Origin of the sequence: Rhodococcus sp. CH91 (genome assembly GCF_022554085.1) — a bacterium.
GTDB lineage: Bacteria > Actinomycetota > Actinomycetes > Mycobacteriales > Mycobacteriaceae > Rhodococcus.
The window spans coordinates 204,109-221,944 of record NZ_JAKFYR010000008.1 but is presented as its reverse complement, the minus strand read 5'-3'; the positions used below and the strand labels follow the sequence as shown (position 1 = coordinate 221,944).

Here is a 17,836-nt window from a genome sequence, read left to right as displayed (position 1 = left end):
CGACTGCGCACCCGATCGGGAGCCCGGGGTCAGGACTGCAGGTAGGCCTTCCACCCGCCGAATTCGGTGATGTCCACCGCATCTCCGGCGGCCTCGTGCGTGCAGCCGAAGCCCACGACCGAACGTCCGTCCGCCAGTTCGACGCTCGTCAGCGCCATCGGAGCGGGTAGGGCTGCGAGAAAGCGCCCGAGTCCCGCTTCCGAGATCCGGAACAACTCGCCCGCGACGGCAGCGCCCTTGCCTGCGCCGTGCCGCACGAGGCCCGGCTTGGGCGGGGTCGTGTTCAACGCCGTCAGACGGTAGGCGTCCGACGTGCGGATCTCCTCCACGAACCGGGCGCCGAGATCCTCGAGCTGGAAGTTCAGGGGCTGACCGCGCAGATGCGCACCGAAGACCGCGAGATCCACGCCCGCCTCGACGACGGGCGAGGCGGCCACACCGAGCATCGCGGCCGCGACGTCCACGGCGACCTGGTCGGCGAACGCCGGGACCACGACCATGACGCCGAACGGGTTCCCCGACGCGGTGGGGGCACCGGGGAACGCCACCGCCGCCATGTCCAGCAGGTTGCAGAAGTTCGTGTAGGTCCCCATCCGCCGGTTGATACCGATCGGATCGGCCTCTACGGCCGCGATACTCGGGTGCTCGGTGGTTGTGGGGAGCAGCAGCCCATCGAAGCCGGCGAGCAGTTCACCGGCGTGCGCCTTCACCCGGACGAGCCGGTCGAGGTCGTCGACGAGTTCGTGCGCGGCAGGATTCTTCGCCCCGGCGACGATGGCCGCCACGGTGGGATCCGCGCCCGCGGGCTCGGTGGACAGGAAATCACCGGCCGCCGCGTACCGCTCCGCGACCACGGCGCCGTCGTACAGGAGCAGCGCCGCATCGAGAAGGGGGGAGATGTCCACCTCGACGAGCTCGATACCCGCCTCCCGCGCGGACACCACGGTCCGCTCGAAAGCATCGCGATACTCCTCGCACATCGCGTCGAGATCCTCTGCGCGAGGCACCGCGAGCCTCAACTCGTTCGATGCGGCGAGCCGCACGTCGGCAGGCCACGCCCGGCTGCGCGGATCCCGCGGCTCCGGGCCCGCCATCACGGTGACGGCCTCGGTCGCGAGGTCGAGCGAGGTCGCGAACACGGTGAGGCAGTCGTAGTCGACACATGCCGGGACCACACCGTGCGTGGGGATCACCCCGAGGGTCGCCTTGAACCCGACGAGACCGTGCAGAGCGGCCGGCACGCGTCCGGATCCGGCGGTGTCGGTGCCGATCCCGATGTCGGCGATGCCCAGAGCCACCGCGACCGCGGAACCCGAACTCGAACCACCCGAGACCTTCTCGGGATCCCACGCGCACCGCACCGCCCCGTAGGGACTCCGGGTGCCCACGAGACCCGTCGCGAACTGGTCGAGATTCGTCTTGCCCAGCACGATCGCGCCGGCAGCCACGAGACGTTCGACACCGGAGGCGGTGTCCTCGGGGGTGTAGGCGAATTCGGGGCATCCGGCAGTCGTCGGGATCCCTGCGACGTCGACGTTGTCCTTCACCGCGACGACCAGACCCGCGAGGGGCAAGGACTCCCCGGAGGCGACCCGGGCGTCCACTGCCTCCGCCTCGGCGAGGAGCTCCTCGGTGCTGCGCAGGGTGATCCAGACCTCGGGACGATCGACCTCGTCGATCCGGCGCACCGCGTCGCGGACCCGTTCGGAGGCAGACACCCTCGCGGAAGGGGCGGATACCGGGGCGGGATCCGTGGTGGGGCCGAGGGTACTGCCGATGTTCATCACACTGCTCCGATCACGAGAAGAGGGGTCCCGGGTGCAACCTTCGTGCCCGGGGTCACGAGAACTTTCAGAACCGTACCGGCGGTCTCGGCGGGCACCGGCATCTCGAGCTTCATGGCCTCGAGGATCACCGTCGTGCCACCCGCGGTCACGATGTCGCCTTCGGCGACCTCGACGCGCCAGACGTTACCGACCATCGGCGCCTCGATCACGACGGATCCGGCGGGCATTCCCTCGAGGGGGTCGCTCGGTGCGGCCACCTCGACAGGCTCGCTCTCGACCCGGTCGAACTCGCCGGCAGCGCGCCACGCCTGCTTCTCGGCTTCGAAGGCGCGGGACTGCACGGCGTGGAAGGCATCGATCGACTCCGCGTTCTCCTCGAGGAAGCGCAGGTGGTCGGCGAGCGCGAAGGTGCCCTCGGAGACGTCGGCGTCGAACCTGCCGGCCTTCGCGGCCGCACGATATTCGAGCAACTGGTCGGGAGTGACCGGCTCCCAGACGATCCGGTCGAAGAACCGGAACAGCCAGGGCTTGCCCTCCTCGAACGGCCCGGTCTGCCGGTAACCGGACCAGATCGGGATCGTGCGGCCCACCAGCTGGTACCCGCCCGGAGACTCCATGCCGTACACGCACAGATACTTGCCGCCGATGCCCACCGCGTCCGAGGGTGTCCACGTACGAGCGGGGTTGTACTTGGTGGTGACGAGCCGGTGGCGCGGATCGAGCGGGACGGCCAGGGGCGCACCGAGATAGACGTCACCGAGGCCGAGGACCAGATATTCGGCGTCGAACACGGTGTCACGCACCTGCTCGATCGAGTCGAGACCGTTGATGCGCCGGATGAACTCGGTGTTGGACGGCAACCACGGTGCTTCGTCGCGCACACCGCTGCGGTACCGGGAGATGGCCTCGGTGATGGAGGGATCGTCGAACGACAGCGGCAGGCGGACGGTGCGGCTCGGCACCACCAGATCGCGGGTGGCGGGCAGTTCCGTCTCGAGATCCTGCAGGACACCGAGCAGGTGGTACTGCGGAAGAACGTCCGGATCGAAATGGATGTGCAGCGAGCGCACACCGGGAGTGACATCGACGATGCCGGGCAGTGCCGCGGCGGCGAGTGCCTCGGACAGGGCGTGCACCCGCATACGCAGACCGAGATCGAGCACCATCTCGCCGTACTCGACGAGGATGTTGTCGTCCCCGCCGCGCAGGTACACGACCTCGGGCCGGTCGAGGAACGGTTCGATACGTCCGAGCCGGCCCCCGTCGGGTTCGCTCTGCCGGGGCACGGGCGGAAGGTCGGCCCCGCGCGCCGCTGCGCTGCGCAGTTCGGCGGCTCCCTCGTCGGACACCGGCACGAACCGCAACGAGTCGCCGGGACGGATCTGACCGAGCTTCCACCGGTGACCGGAGGCGACGGTGAGCGGGCACGCGAAGCCACCGAGGCTCGGCCCGTCCGGCCCGAGCAGGATCGGGGTGTCGCCGGAGACGTTGAGTGCCCCCACGCTGTAGGGATTGTCGTGCAGATTCGACGGGTGCAGACCCGCGTCGCCACCATCGGTGCGCGACCAGGTCGGCTTCGGGCCGTCGAGCCGGATACCGGTGCGGTTGGCGTGGGTCTGGACGGTCCACACGGTGTCGTAGAACTGCTGCAGGTCCTCGGCGGTGAAGTATGCCGGAGCCGGCTGCGGTCCCTCGGTGACGGCGAGATGCCAGGTGTGGCCGAAGTCCGGGCGGCGGTCGGAGGGGACGGGAGCCGGATCGGTCACCGTCTCCCCGGATGCGAGGCCCAGCACGTCGCCGGTCGCGACCGCCCGCCCGGTCGTGCCGCCGAAGCCGCCGAGCGTGAAGGTCGAGGCGCTGCCGTGGTAGAGCGGCACGTCGAGACCGCTGCGTACCGCGATGTAGGTGCGCAGGCCGGTGTCGGTGGGGCTTCCCACCTCGAGAACGGATCCGGCGGGAACCTCGACGGGCTCCCACATCGGCACCGGTTCACCGTCGACGGTGACCTCGGCCGGAGCTCCCGTGACGCAGACGATCGTCGGATCGGAGAACTCCAGGCGCGGACCGAGCAAGGTGCATTCGAGTCCGGGTGTGCCTTCGGGGTTGCCGACCGCGCCGTTCGCCGCGCGGAACGACAGATCGTCCATCGGCCCCGAAGGCGGAATCCCGACCTCCCACAATCCGATACGACCCGGGTGGTCCTGGATGGTGGTCATGGTCCCGGCGCGCAGCACGTCGATGCGGTGCCCGGTCGAGCGGATCCCTGCGAGGGTGGTGGTGACATGTTCGGCGTCGAGAACGGTGGTGTCGGTGCAGATCCTGCGCAACTGCGACAGATTGGTCTGTACTCCGTACAGATGGGTGTCGTCGAGTGCCTCGGCCAGAGCCGCGAAGGCCGTCCGGCGAGACTCGCCGCGCACGATCACCTTCGCGAGCATGGGGTCGTAGAACGAGCCCACCTCGGTGCCGGTGTCCACCCATGTCTCGACGCGCGTGTGGGCGGGGAATTCCACGTGCGTGAGCAGACCGGCGCTCGGCCGGTAGTCGCGTCCGGGATCCTCGGCGTACACGCGAGCTTCGACGGCGTGCCCGGTGATCTCCGGCCCGGAATCGGGGAGCCCGTCGAGCATGCTCTCGTCGCCACGTGCCAGGCGCAGCATCCACTCGACGAGGTCGACACCGGTGATCTCCTCGGTGACCGGATGCTCGACCTGCAAGCGGGTGTTCATCTCGAGGAACGAGACCTCTCCGCGATCGACGTCGTAGACGAATTCGACGGTGCCGGCCGAACGGTAGTGCACCGACGACGCGAGAGCGCGTGAGCACGAGAGCATCTGCTCGACGACGGCGTCGGGGAGGTTCGGTGCCGGAGCCTCCTCGACCACCTTCTGGTTCCGGCGCTGCAGCGAGCAGTCGCGGGTGCCGAGACTGATCGTGCGGCCCTGCCCGTCGCCGAAGATCTGGACCTCGACGTGACGCGCCCGCGGGACGAAGCGTTCGAGGAAGACGCCCGACGAGGAGAAGTTCGCGGCGGCGAGTCGCAACACCCGCTCGTACGCCTCACGCAGGTCGTCGGGGCCGTGGCAGGCCTGCATGCCGATGCCGCCGCCACCGCCGACGGCCTTGAGCATCACCGGATATCCGATGTGGTCGGCGGCCGAGAGTGCGTCGTCGAGGGAGTCGAGCAGGCCGCTGCCGGGTACGAGCGGGGCACCCACTGCGCGAGCGGCCTCGCGTGCGGTGTGCTTGTCGCCGAAGACGCGTAGCTGGTCGGGGGTGGGGCCGACGAAGGCGATACCCGCGGCCTCACATGCCGCTGCGAATTCCGCGTTCTCGGAGAGGAATCCGTATCCCGGATGGATGGCTCCGGCGCCGGTGGCCAGAGCGGCCTCGATGACGAGATCGGCGCGCAGATAGGACTCTGCGGCCGGCGCGGGGCCGAGCCGGACTGCGATGTCGGCGAGCTCGACGTGCGCGGCCGATGCGTCGGCGTCCGAGTAGACCGCGACCGTCTTGAGGCCGAGCTTGTGTGCCGATCGCATGATGCGGCAGGCGATCTCACCGCGATTGGCCACGAGCAGGGTGTCGAAGGCGGTGGTCGAGGGGACCGGCGCTGCTGTATACGTCTTTGTCGACATGGCTGTATACGCTATGGACCGGCCATGACGCTGCTGTGACGTTGTGTAACAGCCTTGTTAGGTGATCTTCACCCGGCCCGGGAATTCCGGCGGGCGGGTTACCTCAGAAATCGCGTTCCACCCGCAGGGCGCCGATGGTGGTCGCCAGGCCGTCGTACTGGGTGACCAGCAAACAGAATTCGATGAGCATGCGGTCGTCGTAGAACTGGGCGAGCGACGACCAACGCTCGTCGGAGAGAGCCTTCGTCGTCACGAGTTCGTCGACGGCGGCGAGAAGGGCGCGATGCCGTGGCTGCCAGTTCGGTGCCTCGGGCCCGGCGACGATGCGATCGCGGATCTCGTCCGTGATTCCCGCCCGACGGCCGAGGCGGGTGTGGTGGTCGAACTCGTAGCCGCACTCGCGCAGGTGTGCGACGCGCAGGATCACCATCTCCGAGTCGAAACGGCCGAGGCGGCCGAACGGCATGAGCATGCCGGAATAGTGCAGCCATCCGCGGAACAACCGGCCGGTACGGCCGAGAGTGCTGAACAGGTGGGCGTCCGGCGTCCCGGCGGCGGCGGACAGGGCCCGCCATGTCACCCAGTTGATCGGGCCGAGTTCCTTGAAACGTCCGGGCGGGATGCGGGGTGTCATGAACGCCAGTGTGCACGAAGGACTCGGAACGGTCACGAGAATCGGATCCGAGGGCCGGTCCCTCACCCCTACGGTCAGTCGCGTACGGCGCGGGCCAGGCGGGCGAACGCGCGCGCTTCCTCGGCGCGGCGCACGACCACGGCCCGGGACGTGTCGATGTGGCCGAGCAGCAGGTCGTGAGCGTCGTCGAGTTTGCCGTCGAGCACCAGTTCGGCGACGGCGACGTGCTCGTCGACCGTCGCGACGATCCGATCGGGTGTCAGATAGTCGAACATCCGCACGGGCCGCACCTTGGCGTTCACCGCGGCGAGGGCGTCACGCAGAGCCCGATTGCCGGCAGATTCGAGCAGTGTGAGGTGGTAGCGCTCGTCGAGGGTGACGAAGCCGGCATCGGGTTCGGGCGGGGAGTCGCGGATCTCGTACCACCGGTCGAGTTCGGGCCCGAGGATGTCGGGATCGTGCCGCACCGACTCGTCGTCGAGCGCTCGGCGGATCCCCCGCAACTCCAGGGTGGTGCGCAGTTCGTAGAGATCGGCGAGGTCGTCGAAGCGGGGCCGGTAGGGATAGAGCCCGTGTTCGCGGCGCTCGACGAGCCCGTCGGACACCAACCGGGCGAGTGCTTCTCGCACCGGTGTGCGCGACACCCCGTACTGTTCTGCGAGCCGTTCCTCGCTGAGCCGTTCGTCGGGAGACGACGTGCCGGACATGAGATGCGAACGCAGAGCCTTGTAGACCCGTTCGCGGCGGGTGTCGGCCATCAGATCGCCATCGCCGCGCGGACGGTGGCGGCGGCCTCGACACCGCCGTCCCCGGTGGAGGTGACGCGCCCGGATTCGAGGACGTAGTAGTGCAGGGCGTTGTCGAGCGCGAAGCCGATGTGCTGTTCGACGAGGAGCACGCCGAGTTCGCCCGTGCGGCCGAGTTCGACGATCGTGTTCTCGATCTCCGCGACCACCGAGGGCTGGATGCCTTCGGTGGGTTCGTCGAGGATGAGCATGCGCGGCTCGGTGATCAGTGCCCGGGCGATGGCGAGCTGCTGTCGCTGACCGCCGGAGAGCAGGCCGGCGCGCCGGTCGAGGAGCGGGACGAGGGCGGGGAACAGGTCGAGCATGTCGGCGACGAGTGCGCGGCCGTTGCGGCGGGTGTCCGCGACGACCTGCAGGTTCTCGCGGCAGGTGAGCTGACCGAAGGATTGCTGCCCCTGGGGGACGTAGGCGAGTCCGCGGGCGACCCGGGCGGACGGTCGCAGCGAGGTGATGTCCTCCCCGTCGAAGAGGATCTTCCCGCGGGTGACGGGGAGCAGACCGACGGCGGCGCGGAGCAGGGTGGTCTTACCGGCGCCGTTGTGGCCCATCACCGCGACGGTGGCGGAGGAGGGAACGGTGAGCGAGACGCCGTGGAGGATCTCGGTACGGCCGTAACCGGCTCTCACGTCGGCGAGTTCGAGCATCATGCCTCCTGGGAAGCGGTCGCGGTCCCGAGGTAGACCTGCTGGACCTGGGGGTCGTTCTGGACCTCTTCGACGGTGCCGTCGGCGATGACCTTGCCGCGGGCGAGGACGGTGACGGAGGTGGCGAAGGCACGCATGAAGTCCATGTCGTGTTCGACCACGGCCACCGTGCGCTGTGCACCGATGCGGCGCAGCAGTTGTCCGGTCTCCTCGCGTTCGTCGTGGCTCATGCCGGCGACCGGTTCGTCGAGGAGCAGCACGTCGGCGTTCTGGACGAGCAGCATGCCGATCTCGAGCCACTGCTTCTGTCCGTGGGCGAGGATGCCGGCGGGGGTGTCGCGGTGGGCGGTCAATCCGATCGTCTCGAGGGCTTCCTCGATCTCGGGCAGTACGTCCTTGCGTCGGCGCAGCAACTGCCAGGGGGACCGGCCGGCGCCGGCGGCGATGTCGAGATTCTGCAGGACCGACAGTTCCTCGAACACCGAGGCGGTCTGGAAGGTGCGGCCGACGCCGAGCCGGGCGATCTTGTGGGTCTTCTTGCCGAGCAGTTCGACACCGGATTTGGTGACCGAACCGGTGGCGGGGACCAGCCCGGTCACGGCGTCGACGAGGGTGGTCTTCCCGGCGCCGTTGGGTCCGATGAGGAACCGCAGGTCGCCTTGGAGAAGTGTCAGGTCCACGCCGTCGACGGCGGTGAAGCCGTCGAAGGTGACACGCAGGTCACGGATCTCGAGGTAGTCGCTGCTCATACCGGCGTTGCCGCCGTAGACGGGTGTGCTCATCGGGCGCGCTCCATCGCGGGAAGGTCGGCGGGATCGGAAGCGGGTTCGGGTTCGGGTGCCGGATCAGGCGGGGTGGTGCGGCGGCGCCGGCGGAGCAGGGCGACGACACCGGCCAGTCCTGCGGGGAAGAAGCCGACGACGACGATGAACAACAGGCCCTGGGCGTAGGTCCAGGCGGAGGGGAAGTTCTCCGACAGGGCGGTCTGTGCCCAGGCGACGCCGATGGCTCCGAGGACCGGGCCGAGCAGGGTGTTGCGTCCGCCGATGGCCACGCCGATGAGGAAGGCGATGGACGGGACGATGCCGACGTCGGCGGGGGAGATGATGCCGACGATGGGCACGAACATCGCCCCGGCGATGCCGGCGAAGAAGGCGGCGACGGTGTAGGCCACGACCTTGATCAGGGCGGGATCGTAGCCGAGGAAACGGACGCGTTCTTCCTGGTCGCGCACGGCGACGAGTAGTTCGCCGTAACGGGACTGCATGAGCTGGCGGGTCGCGGCGACGACGAGCAGCAGGATCGCCGCGACGATGAAGAACAGCATCCGCTTGTTCACCGGATCGGAGAGGTCGTATCCGAAGAAGGTACGGAATCGGTTGAGGCCGTTCGAGCCTCCCGTGGACTGCTGGCCGACGAGCAGGATCGCGAAGGCAGCCGCCAGGGCCTGGGACAGGATCGCGAAGTAGGCGCCCTTGACGCGCCGGGCGAACACGCCGAAGCCGAGCAGTGCGGCGATCAGAGCCGGCACGATCAGGATCGCCAGCAGCGTGACGGCGGGGGAGGAGAACGGGACCCAGTAGGCGGGCAGTTCGCGGATACCGGCGATCTGCATGAAGTCCGGGACGGTGTCACCGCGGAATTGGGCGTCGGCGATCTTCAGGTGCATCGCCATGATGTAGGCGCCCAGGCCGAAGAAGACACCCTGGCCGAGCGTGAGCATGCCGCCGCGGCCCCAGGCCAGGCCGATACCGACCGCGACGATCGCGAAGCACAGGAATTTGCCGAGCAGGCTGAGCCGGAAATCGGACAGGACCGCGGGCGCCAGTCCGAACAGGATCAGCGCGGCGAGCGCGAATCCTGCTGCGGTACGGGCGGGTCCGGGGCGGGTGATGATACGGGCGGGTCCGGCTTGTGTGAAGGTGCGGGCCGACAGTGTCACGGACATCAGACCAGGCTCCTCGTCTTGACGGCGAACAGGCCCTGCGGGCGGACCTGCAGGAAGATCACGATGAGCACGAACACGATCACCTTCGCGATCGACGCGGTGGTGGAGTATTCGATGAACGAATTGAGCAGTCCCAGTGCGACGGCCGCGAGCACCGCGCCCTCGATGCGGCCGAGACCACCGATGACGACGACGAGGAAGGCGTCGATCAGGTACGACTGTCCGATCGTCGGGCTGGTCGAGCCGATCAGCGTCAGGGCCACACCGGCGAGACCGGCCAGACCCGAACCGAGGAAGAAGGTCGTGATGTCGGTGCGGCGCGAGGAGATTCCCACCGTCTCGGCGAGGTCCCGGTTCTGCACGACGGCACGGATGCGCCGGCCCATGGGGGTGTACTTCATCGCCGCGATCAAGGCGACCACGCAGATCACCGCGAGCGCGAGGATGAACAGGCGGGTCTTCGGGACCACGGCCCCGAAGATCTCCACCCCGCCCGACAGCCAGGACGGAGCGACGACGTTGACCGCCGGCGCACCGAAGACGTCACGGGCGGCCTGCTGCAGCAGCAGGCCCACACCGAAGGTCACGAGCAGGGTGTCGAGCGGGCGGTGGTACATCCGGCGGATGAGGGTGACCTCGAGTAGCACCCCCATCACGCCACCCACCAGGAAGCCGACGAGCAGGGAGACGAACAGGGACACCCCGGCCGAGGAGATCACCTGCTGCACGACGAAGGCGGTGTAACTGCCGGCCATGATGAATTCGCCGTGGGCCATGTTGATCACGCCCATCTGGCCGAACGTCAGCGACAGCCCCAACGCCGCCAGCAACAGGATCGATCCGATACTCAAACCTGTGAACAACTGTCCTACAAGGACATCCATGTCGTCTCCCCTCGTCGACTCGGCGGTCGGGCGTCAGTTACCGGACAGGCCCGCGGCCCAGTCGTAGGACTCGAGATAGGGGTCGGGCTCGATCGCGCCCTCGGACTCCCACACGGTGTAGATCAAGCCGTCGCCGCGGATTTCACCGATTCGGGCGGTCTTGGTGATGTGGTGGTTGTCGCCGTCGATCGTCACGGTGCCCTCGGGTGCTTCGAAGGACACTCCGTCGGCAGCCGCGATCACGTCGTCGACCTCGAACGATCCGGCCTTCTCGACCGTGTTCTTCCACAGGAAGACCGACGTGTAGGCGGCTTCCATGGGATCGGAGGTCGGCTTGTTCGCGCCGTACTTCGCCTTGTACGCCTCGACGAAGGAGGTGTTCTCGGGCGAATCGACGGTCTGGTAGTAGTTCCACGCGGTGAGCTGGCCCTCGATGTTCTGCGCACCGATGCCACCCACCTCCTCCTCTGCGATCGACACCGAGACGACCGGCATGTCCTTCGCGTTCAGGCCGGCGTTGGTGTACTCGCGGAAGAAGGCGACGTTGGAATCGCCGTTGAGCGTGTTGAACACCGCGTCGGCGTCGGCGGTGCGCACCTTGTTGACGATCGTCGAGAAGTCGGTGGAGCCGAGCGGGGTGTAGTCCTCGCCCTTGATCTCGATGCCGTTGGCCTCGGCATAGGCCTTGATGATACGGTTGGCGGTCTGCGGGAAGACGTAGTCGCTACCGACGAGGTAGAGCGACGTGACGCCCTGTTCCTTCAGGTAGTCGAGGGCGGGCACGATCTGCTGGTTGGTCGTCGCGCCGGTGTAGAAGATGTTCGACGACGATTCGAGCCCCTCGTACTGGACGGGGTAGTACAGCAGCGCGTTGCGGTCCTCGAAGACGGGCAGCATCGCCTTACGGCTCGACGACGTCCACCCACCGAATACTGCAGCGACACAGTCGGAGCCGATGAGCTTCTCGGCCTTCTCGGCGAATACGGTCGGCTCGGACGCCCCGTCCTCGGAGACGATCCGGATCTGCTTGCCGAGGACTCCACCGTCCGCGTTGATCTGCTCGACGGCCAGCGCGATCGAATCGCGGACGGTGACCTCGGAGATCGCCATCGTGCCCGACAAGGAGTTGAGCGAACCCACCTTGACGGTGTCGCCCGAGGTATCGACGCACGAGGCCGAGCCGGAGGCGGCCGTGCCGCTGTCGTCACCCGCACGGCTTCCGCATGCGGTCAGAACGAGTCCGACGGCGACGAGAGCAGTGGGTGCCGCGATGACGCGGGTGGCGAGCCTGGACCTGACAACAGACATGAAGAGCCCTTCCTTCGAAGGTGTGGCCGGAGATACCGGGGTGTATCCGGGAGGCGTATACAGCGCTGTATCCGTGAGGCCACACAGTAGAAGGGTCTTGTTGCGCGGGAATATCGCCCGGTCACGGTTTCGTGACACAGATGTCGCGCGTGTTACAAGGCACGCACAGGGCCCGTGATGCGAAGGGAGAATCGTGAACGGGGCTCAGGCCGGGTCGAGGACCGAGCCCATCACGCACTCGACCGCGATCTCGATGACCACGCGGCGCGGGTTCGGGCGCGGTTCGCGGTAGCGTGCGGCGTACCGGCGCTCACCTTCGGCGACGTCGGCGCGCTCGCGCGTCACGCGTGCCGGACCTTCGAGCGTGAGCCACCGCCCACCGTCGACCTGGCTCACCGCCGCGTAACCGCGGCGCTCGGCGTTCAGGGTCTTCTGTGCGCCCTCGAAGGTGATGACGCGCGCGAGTCGCGCCTCCTCGTCCCACGTGAACCCCACGGCGACCACGTGCGGTGTGCCGTCCTTGCGGAGCGTCGTGAGTGTCGCGAGGTGGTATTCCGACAGGAATTCGAGCGCCTTCGCGCCGAGCGCGTCGGGGGTGCGTGCCATGCGACGAGCCTACCGACGCGCTCAGCGCACCAGATAGGGCGAGACGGAACTGCGGTGCTCGTTGATGTCGATCTCCTTGCCGAGGGGCGGGAAGGCTCGCTGCGGACAGTTCATCCGCTCGCACACGCGGCACCCCGAGCCGATGGGCGTCCCGGGATTGGATTCGTCGAGTTCGAGTCCGTCGGCGTAGACGAGGCGATGCGCGTGCCGCAGTTCGCAGCCGAGGCCGATCGCGAACGTCTTCGACGGCTGGCCGTAGCGTGCGGCCCGGCGCTCCACGGTGCGTGCGACCCACAGATACCGTCGGCCGTCCGGCATCTGCGCGATCTGCGTCATGATCTTGCCGGGATAGGCGAAGGTTTCGTAGACATTCCACAGGGGACAGGTGCCGCCGCTCGTGGAGAAGTGGAATCCGGTGGCGGACTGCCTTTTCGACATGTTTCCGGCACGGTCGACGCGCACGAACGAGAACGGGACACCCCGCAGTTTCGGACGTTGCAGGGTCGACAGCCGGTGCGCGATCGTCTCGTAGCTGACGCCGTAGAAGGCCGACAGTCGCTCGATGTCGTACCGGAAGTCCTCCGCGATCTCGTGGAACTGCGTGTACGGCAGGATCAATGCCGCCGCCCAGTAGTTGGCCAGCCCGAGGCGGGCCAGCGCACGTGAGGCGTCGCTGGTGAAGGAGCCTTCCGCGACGAGGCGATCGATGAGGTCGCCGCATTCCAGATATGCGAGTTCGAGGGCGAGCTTGAACACCTGCTGGCCGCCCGACAGTTGCGGAGCGACCTCGAGCACACGGGTCTCGGGGTCGTAGCGGTGCAGGATGTTCTCGCCGAGATCGATGCGTTTGATGATCTGGACGTCGTGGACGGTGGTCAGGCGGCGGGCGATCTCACCGCCCACGTCTCCGCGGTGGAAGCGGATGCGATTGGCGAGCTCCTCGGCCGCGGTGTCGAGATCGTGCAGATAGTTCTGACGCTGGTAGAAGTAGTCGCGCACTTCCTCGTGCGGCATGGTGATCGCACCGCTGCCGCTGCCGTCGCTGTAACGCTCCTCGGTGGCGACGGCGAGCTGGGCGGTGGTGTTGCGGAAGCGCCGATGCAGATTGACCATCGCGCGGGCGAGCGTGGGGTGCGCGGCGACCATCTCCGCGATCTCCTGGGCATCGGCTTCGATACCCATCTCCTTGTCGAGCGCGACCTCCCGCATCTCGGCGATCAGTCGCGTGTCGTCCTGCGAGGAGAAGAAGGTGGCGTCCACCCCGAAGACCTCGCTGATGCGCAGCAGGACGGGCACGGTCAACGGCCGGACGTCGTGTTCGATCTGGTTGAGGTAGCTTGCGGAGATCTCGAGCGTCTTGGCGAGTGCCGCTTGGCTGAGTCCTCGCTCGGTGCGGAGCTGCCGCAGCCGGGCACCCACATAGGTCTTGGCCATTCGCCCAGGGTAGAGCCGCCTCGCAGCCTTCGCAAGGCGACTTTCGCAGCGTGTTAATAGATCGTGGTCGGCGCATCGTCGGGGCCGAACCATACCCCTGGGGCGTGTGCCTCGAGGCGGACCGATTCGGGGGCGATCCCCGCCTCGACGAGCTCGGCCCGGACGGCGTGGACGAACGGGATCGGTCCGCACACGCAGGCTCGGGCATCGCGAGGAACGGGTATGTCCGGCAGGAGGATCCGGCCGTCGCTGCGGAGTTCGTCGTATTCGGTCCAGCGCACGTGCAGGCGCGCGTTCGGCAGCGAGTCGACGAGCGCCCGGAGCTCCGTCCGATGCGGTTGCTCGTAGGGTGTGCGGTCCACGTGCAGCACTTCGACGCGCCGGTCGTCGCGGCGGGACTGCAGATGTCGCAGGGCGGCGACGGTCGTCGTGACACCCACTCCTGCCGAGACGAGCAGTAGAGGTTCGCTGCCGTCGTCCACGACGGAACTGCCGAAGGGCAGCGACACGACGAGGTGATCGCCTGCCCGCAGGTCGTCGCACAACAGCCCGGAGACGAGTCCACCCGGTACGCGTTTGACCGTGATGGCCCACTCTTCACTCGTGCGACCGGGGAACACCGTGTACTGGCGACTCTGCTCCGACCCGTCGGGGAGGCCGATCCGTACCGAGATGTACTGACCGGGAAGAAATCCCGGAAGGGGCTCGTAGTCGAGGGAACGGAGGTGGAGGGTGGCCGCGTGCGCGCCGTCGTATTCGTGCTCGGTGACGATCACCGGGCGCCAGACGTCCCCCGGGGTCACGCCTGCCTGCCGGTACAACCTCGCCTCCTGGTCGATCAGTGACTTCGACATCACCGTGTAGACCTCGTGCCATGCGAGGGCGACCTGTGGTGTGACGGCATCGCCGAGGACTTCGGCGATGGCGGCGAACAGATGGATCCGCACGATCTCGTAGTGCGCGGCGCGCACCCCGAGGGAGGCGTGCTTGGCGGCGATCCGCGCCATCACCGGCCCGATGTCCGTCTGCTCGCCGGTCGCGAGCAGTGAGGCGAACGAGGCGATCGAGCCGGCCAGCGCCCGCTGCTGCGCGCCGTCGGACTGGTTGGCGCGGTTGAAGGTGTCGCGCAGGGACGGGACGGCCCGGAAGAGTCTGTTGTAGAAGACGCGCGAGATCGTGCTGATCTCGGCGCCGACCGCCGGCAGGGTCGCCTCGACGATCGATCGCGACGTATTCGAGAGAATGTCGACTCCTCGTGTTGGGGTGGGCGGTTCGGCCGGGGGCCATGGTACGGCTGGGGCCCCTGGGTCTGGTGAGAATAGCCTCGCCTCCTCGGGCTCTGTGAAGGCAGTCACATGTGGCTGTCCGACCGTCCTTCCGGAGCAATCCCTCCACCGGTCGTTGCGGCCGCTGGGCAGGAGGGGTGATACGCGGGCAAAACGCGAGGTAGTACCTACTCGCGGGTAATAAACCTCTGTCCGATTCGGGTAGTTGGGCCGACCATCTATTCGCAACCTTCGCAATCGTCGCTCCGAAAATAACCGAGATTGGCATTAGCAACAGGTAGACGCGGTTTTTGGACTGTGTCATTGTCGTTCTTGTACATCCGAACGGCACGCAAAGGATGTGAAGTAGTACAGGCGTACTGCTTCATCCCGAGCGGGGCAGATCTAGAGAGTGGAGATTTGATGTCGACCACCGGCACCCCGAGGACTGCAGAAGAGATCCAGAAGGATTGGGATACCAATCCGCGCTGGAAGGGCGTCACCCGCAACTACACCGCCGAGCAGGTCGCCAAGCTGCAGGGCAGCGTCGTCGAAGAGCACACGCTCGCTCGCCGCGGTTCGGAGATCCTGTGGGATCTCGTCAACAACGAGGACTACATCAACTCGCTCGGTGCCCTCACGGGTAACCAGGCCGTCCAGCAGGTCCGCGCCGGCCTGAAGGCCATCTACCTGTCCGGCTGGCAGGTCGCCGGCGATGCCAACCTCTCGGGCCACACCTACCCCGACCAGTCGCTGTACCCGGCCAACTCGGTCCCGCAGGTCGTGCGCCGCATCAACAACGCGCTGCTGCGCGCCGACGAGATCGCCAAGGTCGAGGGCGACACCTCGGTCGAGAACTGGCTTGCCCCGATCGTCGCCGACGGTGAGGCCGGCTTCGGTGGCGCCCTCAACGTCTACGAGCTGCAGAAGGCCATGATCGCGGCCGGTGTCGCCGGTTCGCACTGGGAGGACCAGCTCGCGTCGGAGAAGAAGTGCGGCCACCTCGGTGGCAAGGTGCTCATCCCCACGCAGCAGCACATCCGCACCCTGACCTCGGCTCGCCTCGCGGCCGACGTCGCCGACGTCCCGACGGTCGTCATCGCCCGTACCGACGCCGAGGCCGCGACCCTCATCACCTCCGATGTGGACGAGCGTGACCGCGAGTTCCTCGACGGCACCCGCACGGCCGAGGGCTTCTTCGGCGTCAAGAACGGCATCGAGCCCTGCATCGCTCGTGCGAAGGCATACGCTCCGTACTCCGATCTCATCTGGATGGAGACCGGCGTGCCGGACCTCGAGGTTGCGAAGAAGTTCGCCGAGGCCGTTCGCAGCGAGTTCCCGGACCAGCTGCTCGCCTACAACTGCTCCCCGTCCTTCAACTGGAAGGCACACCTGGACGACGCGACCATCGCGAAGTTCCAGAAGGAGCTCGGCGCGATGGGCTTCAAGTTCCAGTTCATCACCCTCGCCGGCTTCCACTCGCTCAACTACGGCATGTTCGACCTGGCCCACGGCTACGCCCGCGAGGGCATGACGGCCTTCGTCGACCTGCAGGAGCGCGAGTTCAAGGCGGCCAAGGAGCGCGGCTTCACCGCCATCAAGCACCAGCGTGAGGTCGGTGCCGGCTACTTCGACAGCATCGCCACCACCGTCGATCCCAACACCTCCACGGCTGCCCTGAAGGGCTCCACCGAGGAAGGCCAGTTCCACTAGGAACGAGCGCCACCCAAGAGGCCACCACCCCGCGGCGGGATCCACAGGTCCCCATGTCCCGCCGCGGGGTGCGTGCGCATCAGGAGCGGTTCGATGCTCCGATGCGCACCCCCTCGATGCGTTTCCCGTGCACCGATGACCCTCGGCCACGACCCCCACAACGAGAAGGAGCTGACGTGACCAGCGAAAAGATTCAGCGCGTCGGCGTGATCGGCGCCGGCATCATGGGCGCAGGTATCGCCGAGGTGTGCGCACGCGCTCATGTCGACGTACTGGTGTTCGAGCAGACCCGCGAACTCGCGGCTGCCGGACGCGCCCGCATCCTCCGGTCGCTGGACCGGGGTGTCAGCAGCGGCAAGATCACCGAACGCGAGCGTGAGCAGGCCGCATGGCGTCTGCGCTTCACCTCCGATCTCGGTGACTTCGCCGATCGGCAGCTCGTCGTGGAGGCCGTCGTCGAGGACGAGAAGGTCAAGAGCGAGATCTTCGCCGAACTCGACAAGATCGTCACCGATCCCAACGCGGTGCTCGCCTCGAACACCTCGTCCATCCCGATCATGAAGCTCGGCATCGCGACCGGTGCTCCCGAGCGTGTCATCGGCATGCACTTCTTCAACCCCGTGCCGGTGCTCCCGCTCGTCGAGCTCGTCACCACCCTGAAGACCAGCCCCACCGTGTCCAAGCGCGCCGAGGCCTTCGCCGCCGACGTACTGGGCAAGCAGGTCGTGCGGTCCTCCGACCGCGCAGGTTTCATCGCCAACGCATTGCTGGTGCCGTACCTGCTCTCGGCGATCCGCATGGTCGAATCCGGCTTCGCCACCAAGGAGGACATCGACAAGACGATGGTCCTGGGCTGCGCCCACCCGATGGGTCCGCTCGCCCTGACCGACCTCGTCGGTCTGGACACCGTCAAGTCGATCGCCGACTCCATGTACGAGGAGTTCAAGGAGCCCCTGTACTCGGCACCGCCGCTGCTGCAGCGCATGGTCGAGGCGGGACTCGTCGGCAAGAAGTCGGGCGCCGGCTTCTACGAGTACGCCGACAACGGCCGCACGGTCAAGAAGGCCGGCTAGCCAGGTAGCACCACCGCACACGGCGCCCGTGCCCGGAGACAGTGTCCGCACACTGGTCACCGGTGCACGGGCGCGGTGTGCATGAGGAAAGGTCGA

General features: G+C 67.5%; 14 protein-coding genes. 2 read left to right on the top strand and 12 right to left on the bottom strand.

The window, feature by feature from the left end; all coding sequences use genetic code 11:
* Positions 1-29: 29 nt before the first annotated feature.
* The 12 genes from atzF to MOM01_RS16785 all read right to left on the bottom strand — a co-directional run bounded on the left by atzF (position 30) and on the right by MOM01_RS16785 (position 15,044).
* A complete protein-coding gene (atzF, locus tag MOM01_RS16840) occupies positions 30-1,784 on the bottom strand; it encodes an allophanate hydrolase (RefSeq protein ID WP_241386566.1) in 1,755 nt (584 codons plus the stop codon).
* Positions 1,784-5,425, bottom strand: a complete 3,642-nt coding sequence (gene uca, locus MOM01_RS16835) for an urea carboxylase (protein WP_241386565.1) — start codon at positions 5,423-5,425, stop codon at positions 1,784-1,786. The genes atzF and uca overlap by 1 nt, the downstream gene beginning before the upstream one ends.
* Before the next feature lie 103 nt (positions 5,426-5,528).
* Positions 5,529-6,059, bottom strand: a complete 531-nt coding sequence (locus MOM01_RS16830; RefSeq protein ID WP_241386564.1) for a carboxymuconolactone decarboxylase family protein — start codon at positions 6,057-6,059, stop codon at positions 5,529-5,531.
* Positions 6,060-6,133: 74 nt separating this feature from the next.
* On the bottom strand, positions 6,134-6,817 hold the full coding sequence (locus tag MOM01_RS16825) for a GntR family transcriptional regulator (protein WP_241386563.1): 684 nt from the start codon (positions 6,815-6,817) through the stop codon (positions 6,134-6,136).
* Positions 6,817-7,509, bottom strand: a complete 693-nt coding sequence (gene urtE / locus MOM01_RS16820) for an urea ABC transporter ATP-binding subunit UrtE (RefSeq protein ID WP_241386597.1) — start codon at positions 7,507-7,509, stop codon at positions 6,817-6,819. The genes MOM01_RS16825 and urtE overlap by 1 nt, the downstream gene beginning before the upstream one ends.
* A complete protein-coding gene (gene urtD, locus MOM01_RS16815) occupies positions 7,509-8,291 on the bottom strand; it encodes an urea ABC transporter ATP-binding protein UrtD (protein WP_241386562.1) in 783 nt (260 codons plus the stop codon). The genes urtE and urtD overlap by 1 nt, the downstream gene beginning before the upstream one ends.
* Entirely contained in the window at positions 8,288-9,457 is a 1,170-nt protein-coding gene (gene urtC / locus MOM01_RS16810; protein ID WP_241386561.1) for an urea ABC transporter permease subunit UrtC, read from the bottom strand. Before urtC ends, urtD begins: the two co-directional genes overlap by 4 nt.
* Positions 9,457-10,341 (bottom strand): urea ABC transporter permease subunit UrtB, encoded by an 885-nt coding sequence (gene urtB, locus MOM01_RS16805; RefSeq protein WP_241386560.1) that lies wholly within the window; start codon positions 10,339-10,341, stop codon positions 9,457-9,459. Before urtB ends, urtC begins: the two co-directional genes overlap by 1 nt.
* 33 nt (positions 10,342-10,374) lie before the next feature.
* Positions 10,375-11,649: an urea ABC transporter substrate-binding protein gene (gene urtA, locus MOM01_RS16800; protein WP_241386559.1), complete on the bottom strand. Its 1,275-nt coding sequence runs from the start codon at positions 11,647-11,649 to the stop codon at positions 10,375-10,377.
* 204 nt (positions 11,650-11,853) lie between these two features.
* Positions 11,854-12,255 carry a TIGR03618 family F420-dependent PPOX class oxidoreductase gene (locus MOM01_RS16795; RefSeq protein ID WP_241386558.1) on the bottom strand — a complete coding sequence of 134 codons (402 nt, stop codon included), beginning with the start codon at positions 12,253-12,255 and terminating at the stop codon, positions 11,854-11,856.
* 21 nt (positions 12,256-12,276) lie between these two features.
* Positions 12,277-13,689, bottom strand: a complete 1,413-nt coding sequence (ramB, locus tag MOM01_RS16790; protein ID WP_241386557.1) for an acetate metabolism transcriptional regulator RamB — start codon at positions 13,687-13,689, stop codon at positions 12,277-12,279.
* 53 nt (positions 13,690-13,742) lie between these two features.
* Positions 13,743-15,044: a globin domain-containing protein gene (locus MOM01_RS16785; RefSeq protein ID WP_241386556.1), complete on the bottom strand. Its 1,302-nt coding sequence runs from the start codon at positions 15,042-15,044 to the stop codon at positions 13,743-13,745.
* Between the two features lie 333 nt (positions 15,045-15,377).
* Between MOM01_RS16785 and aceA the strand changes: the two genes are divergently transcribed.
* Complete coding sequence (gene aceA, locus MOM01_RS16780) at positions 15,378-16,667, top strand: isocitrate lyase (protein WP_241386555.1); 1,290 nt, start codon at positions 15,378-15,380, stop codon at positions 16,665-16,667.
* Positions 16,668-16,843: 176 nt separating this feature from the next.
* Positions 16,844-17,740 carry a 3-hydroxybutyryl-CoA dehydrogenase gene (locus MOM01_RS16775; protein ID WP_241386554.1) on the top strand — a complete coding sequence of 299 codons (897 nt, stop codon included), beginning with the start codon at positions 16,844-16,846 and terminating at the stop codon, positions 17,738-17,740.
* Positions 17,741-17,836: the final 96 nt, after the last annotated feature.

Excerpts from the sequence above, each read along its gene's own strand:
- atzF (WP_241386566.1), bottom strand. The coding sequence starts at position 1,784 with ATGAACATCGGCAGTACCCTCGGCCCCACCACGGATCCCGCCCCGGTA.
- uca (WP_241386565.1), bottom strand. The coding sequence starts at position 5,425 with ATGTCGACAAAGACGTATACAGCAGCGCCGGTCCCCTCGACCACCGCC.
- MOM01_RS16830 (WP_241386564.1), bottom strand. The coding sequence starts at position 6,059 with ATGACACCCCGCATCCCGCCCGGACGTTTCAAGGAACTCGGCCCGATC.
- MOM01_RS16825 (WP_241386563.1), bottom strand. The coding sequence starts at position 6,817 with ATGGCCGACACCCGCCGCGAACGGGTCTACAAGGCTCTGCGTTCGCAT.
- urtE (WP_241386597.1), bottom strand. The coding sequence starts at position 7,509 with ATGCTCGAACTCGCCGACGTGAGAGCCGGTTACGGCCGTACCGAGATC.
- urtD (WP_241386562.1), bottom strand. The coding sequence starts at position 8,291 with ATGAGCACACCCGTCTACGGCGGCAACGCCGGTATGAGCAGCGACTAC.
- urtC (WP_241386561.1), bottom strand. The coding sequence starts at position 9,457 with ATGTCCGTGACACTGTCGGCCCGCACCTTCACACAAGCCGGACCCGCC.
- urtB (WP_241386560.1), bottom strand. The coding sequence starts at position 10,341 with ATGGATGTCCTTGTAGGACAGTTGTTCACAGGTTTGAGTATCGGATCG.
- urtA (WP_241386559.1), bottom strand. The coding sequence starts at position 11,649 with ATGTCTGTTGTCAGGTCCAGGCTCGCCACCCGCGTCATCGCGGCACCC.
- MOM01_RS16795 (WP_241386558.1), bottom strand. The coding sequence starts at position 12,255 with ATGGCACGCACCCCCGACGCGCTCGGCGCGAAGGCGCTCGAATTCCTG.
- ramB (WP_241386557.1), bottom strand. The coding sequence starts at position 13,689 with ATGGCCAAGACCTATGTGGGTGCCCGGCTGCGGCAGCTCCGCACCGAG.
- aceA (WP_241386555.1), top strand. The coding sequence starts at position 15,378 with ATGTCGACCACCGGCACCCCGAGGACTGCAGAAGAGATCCAGAAGGAT.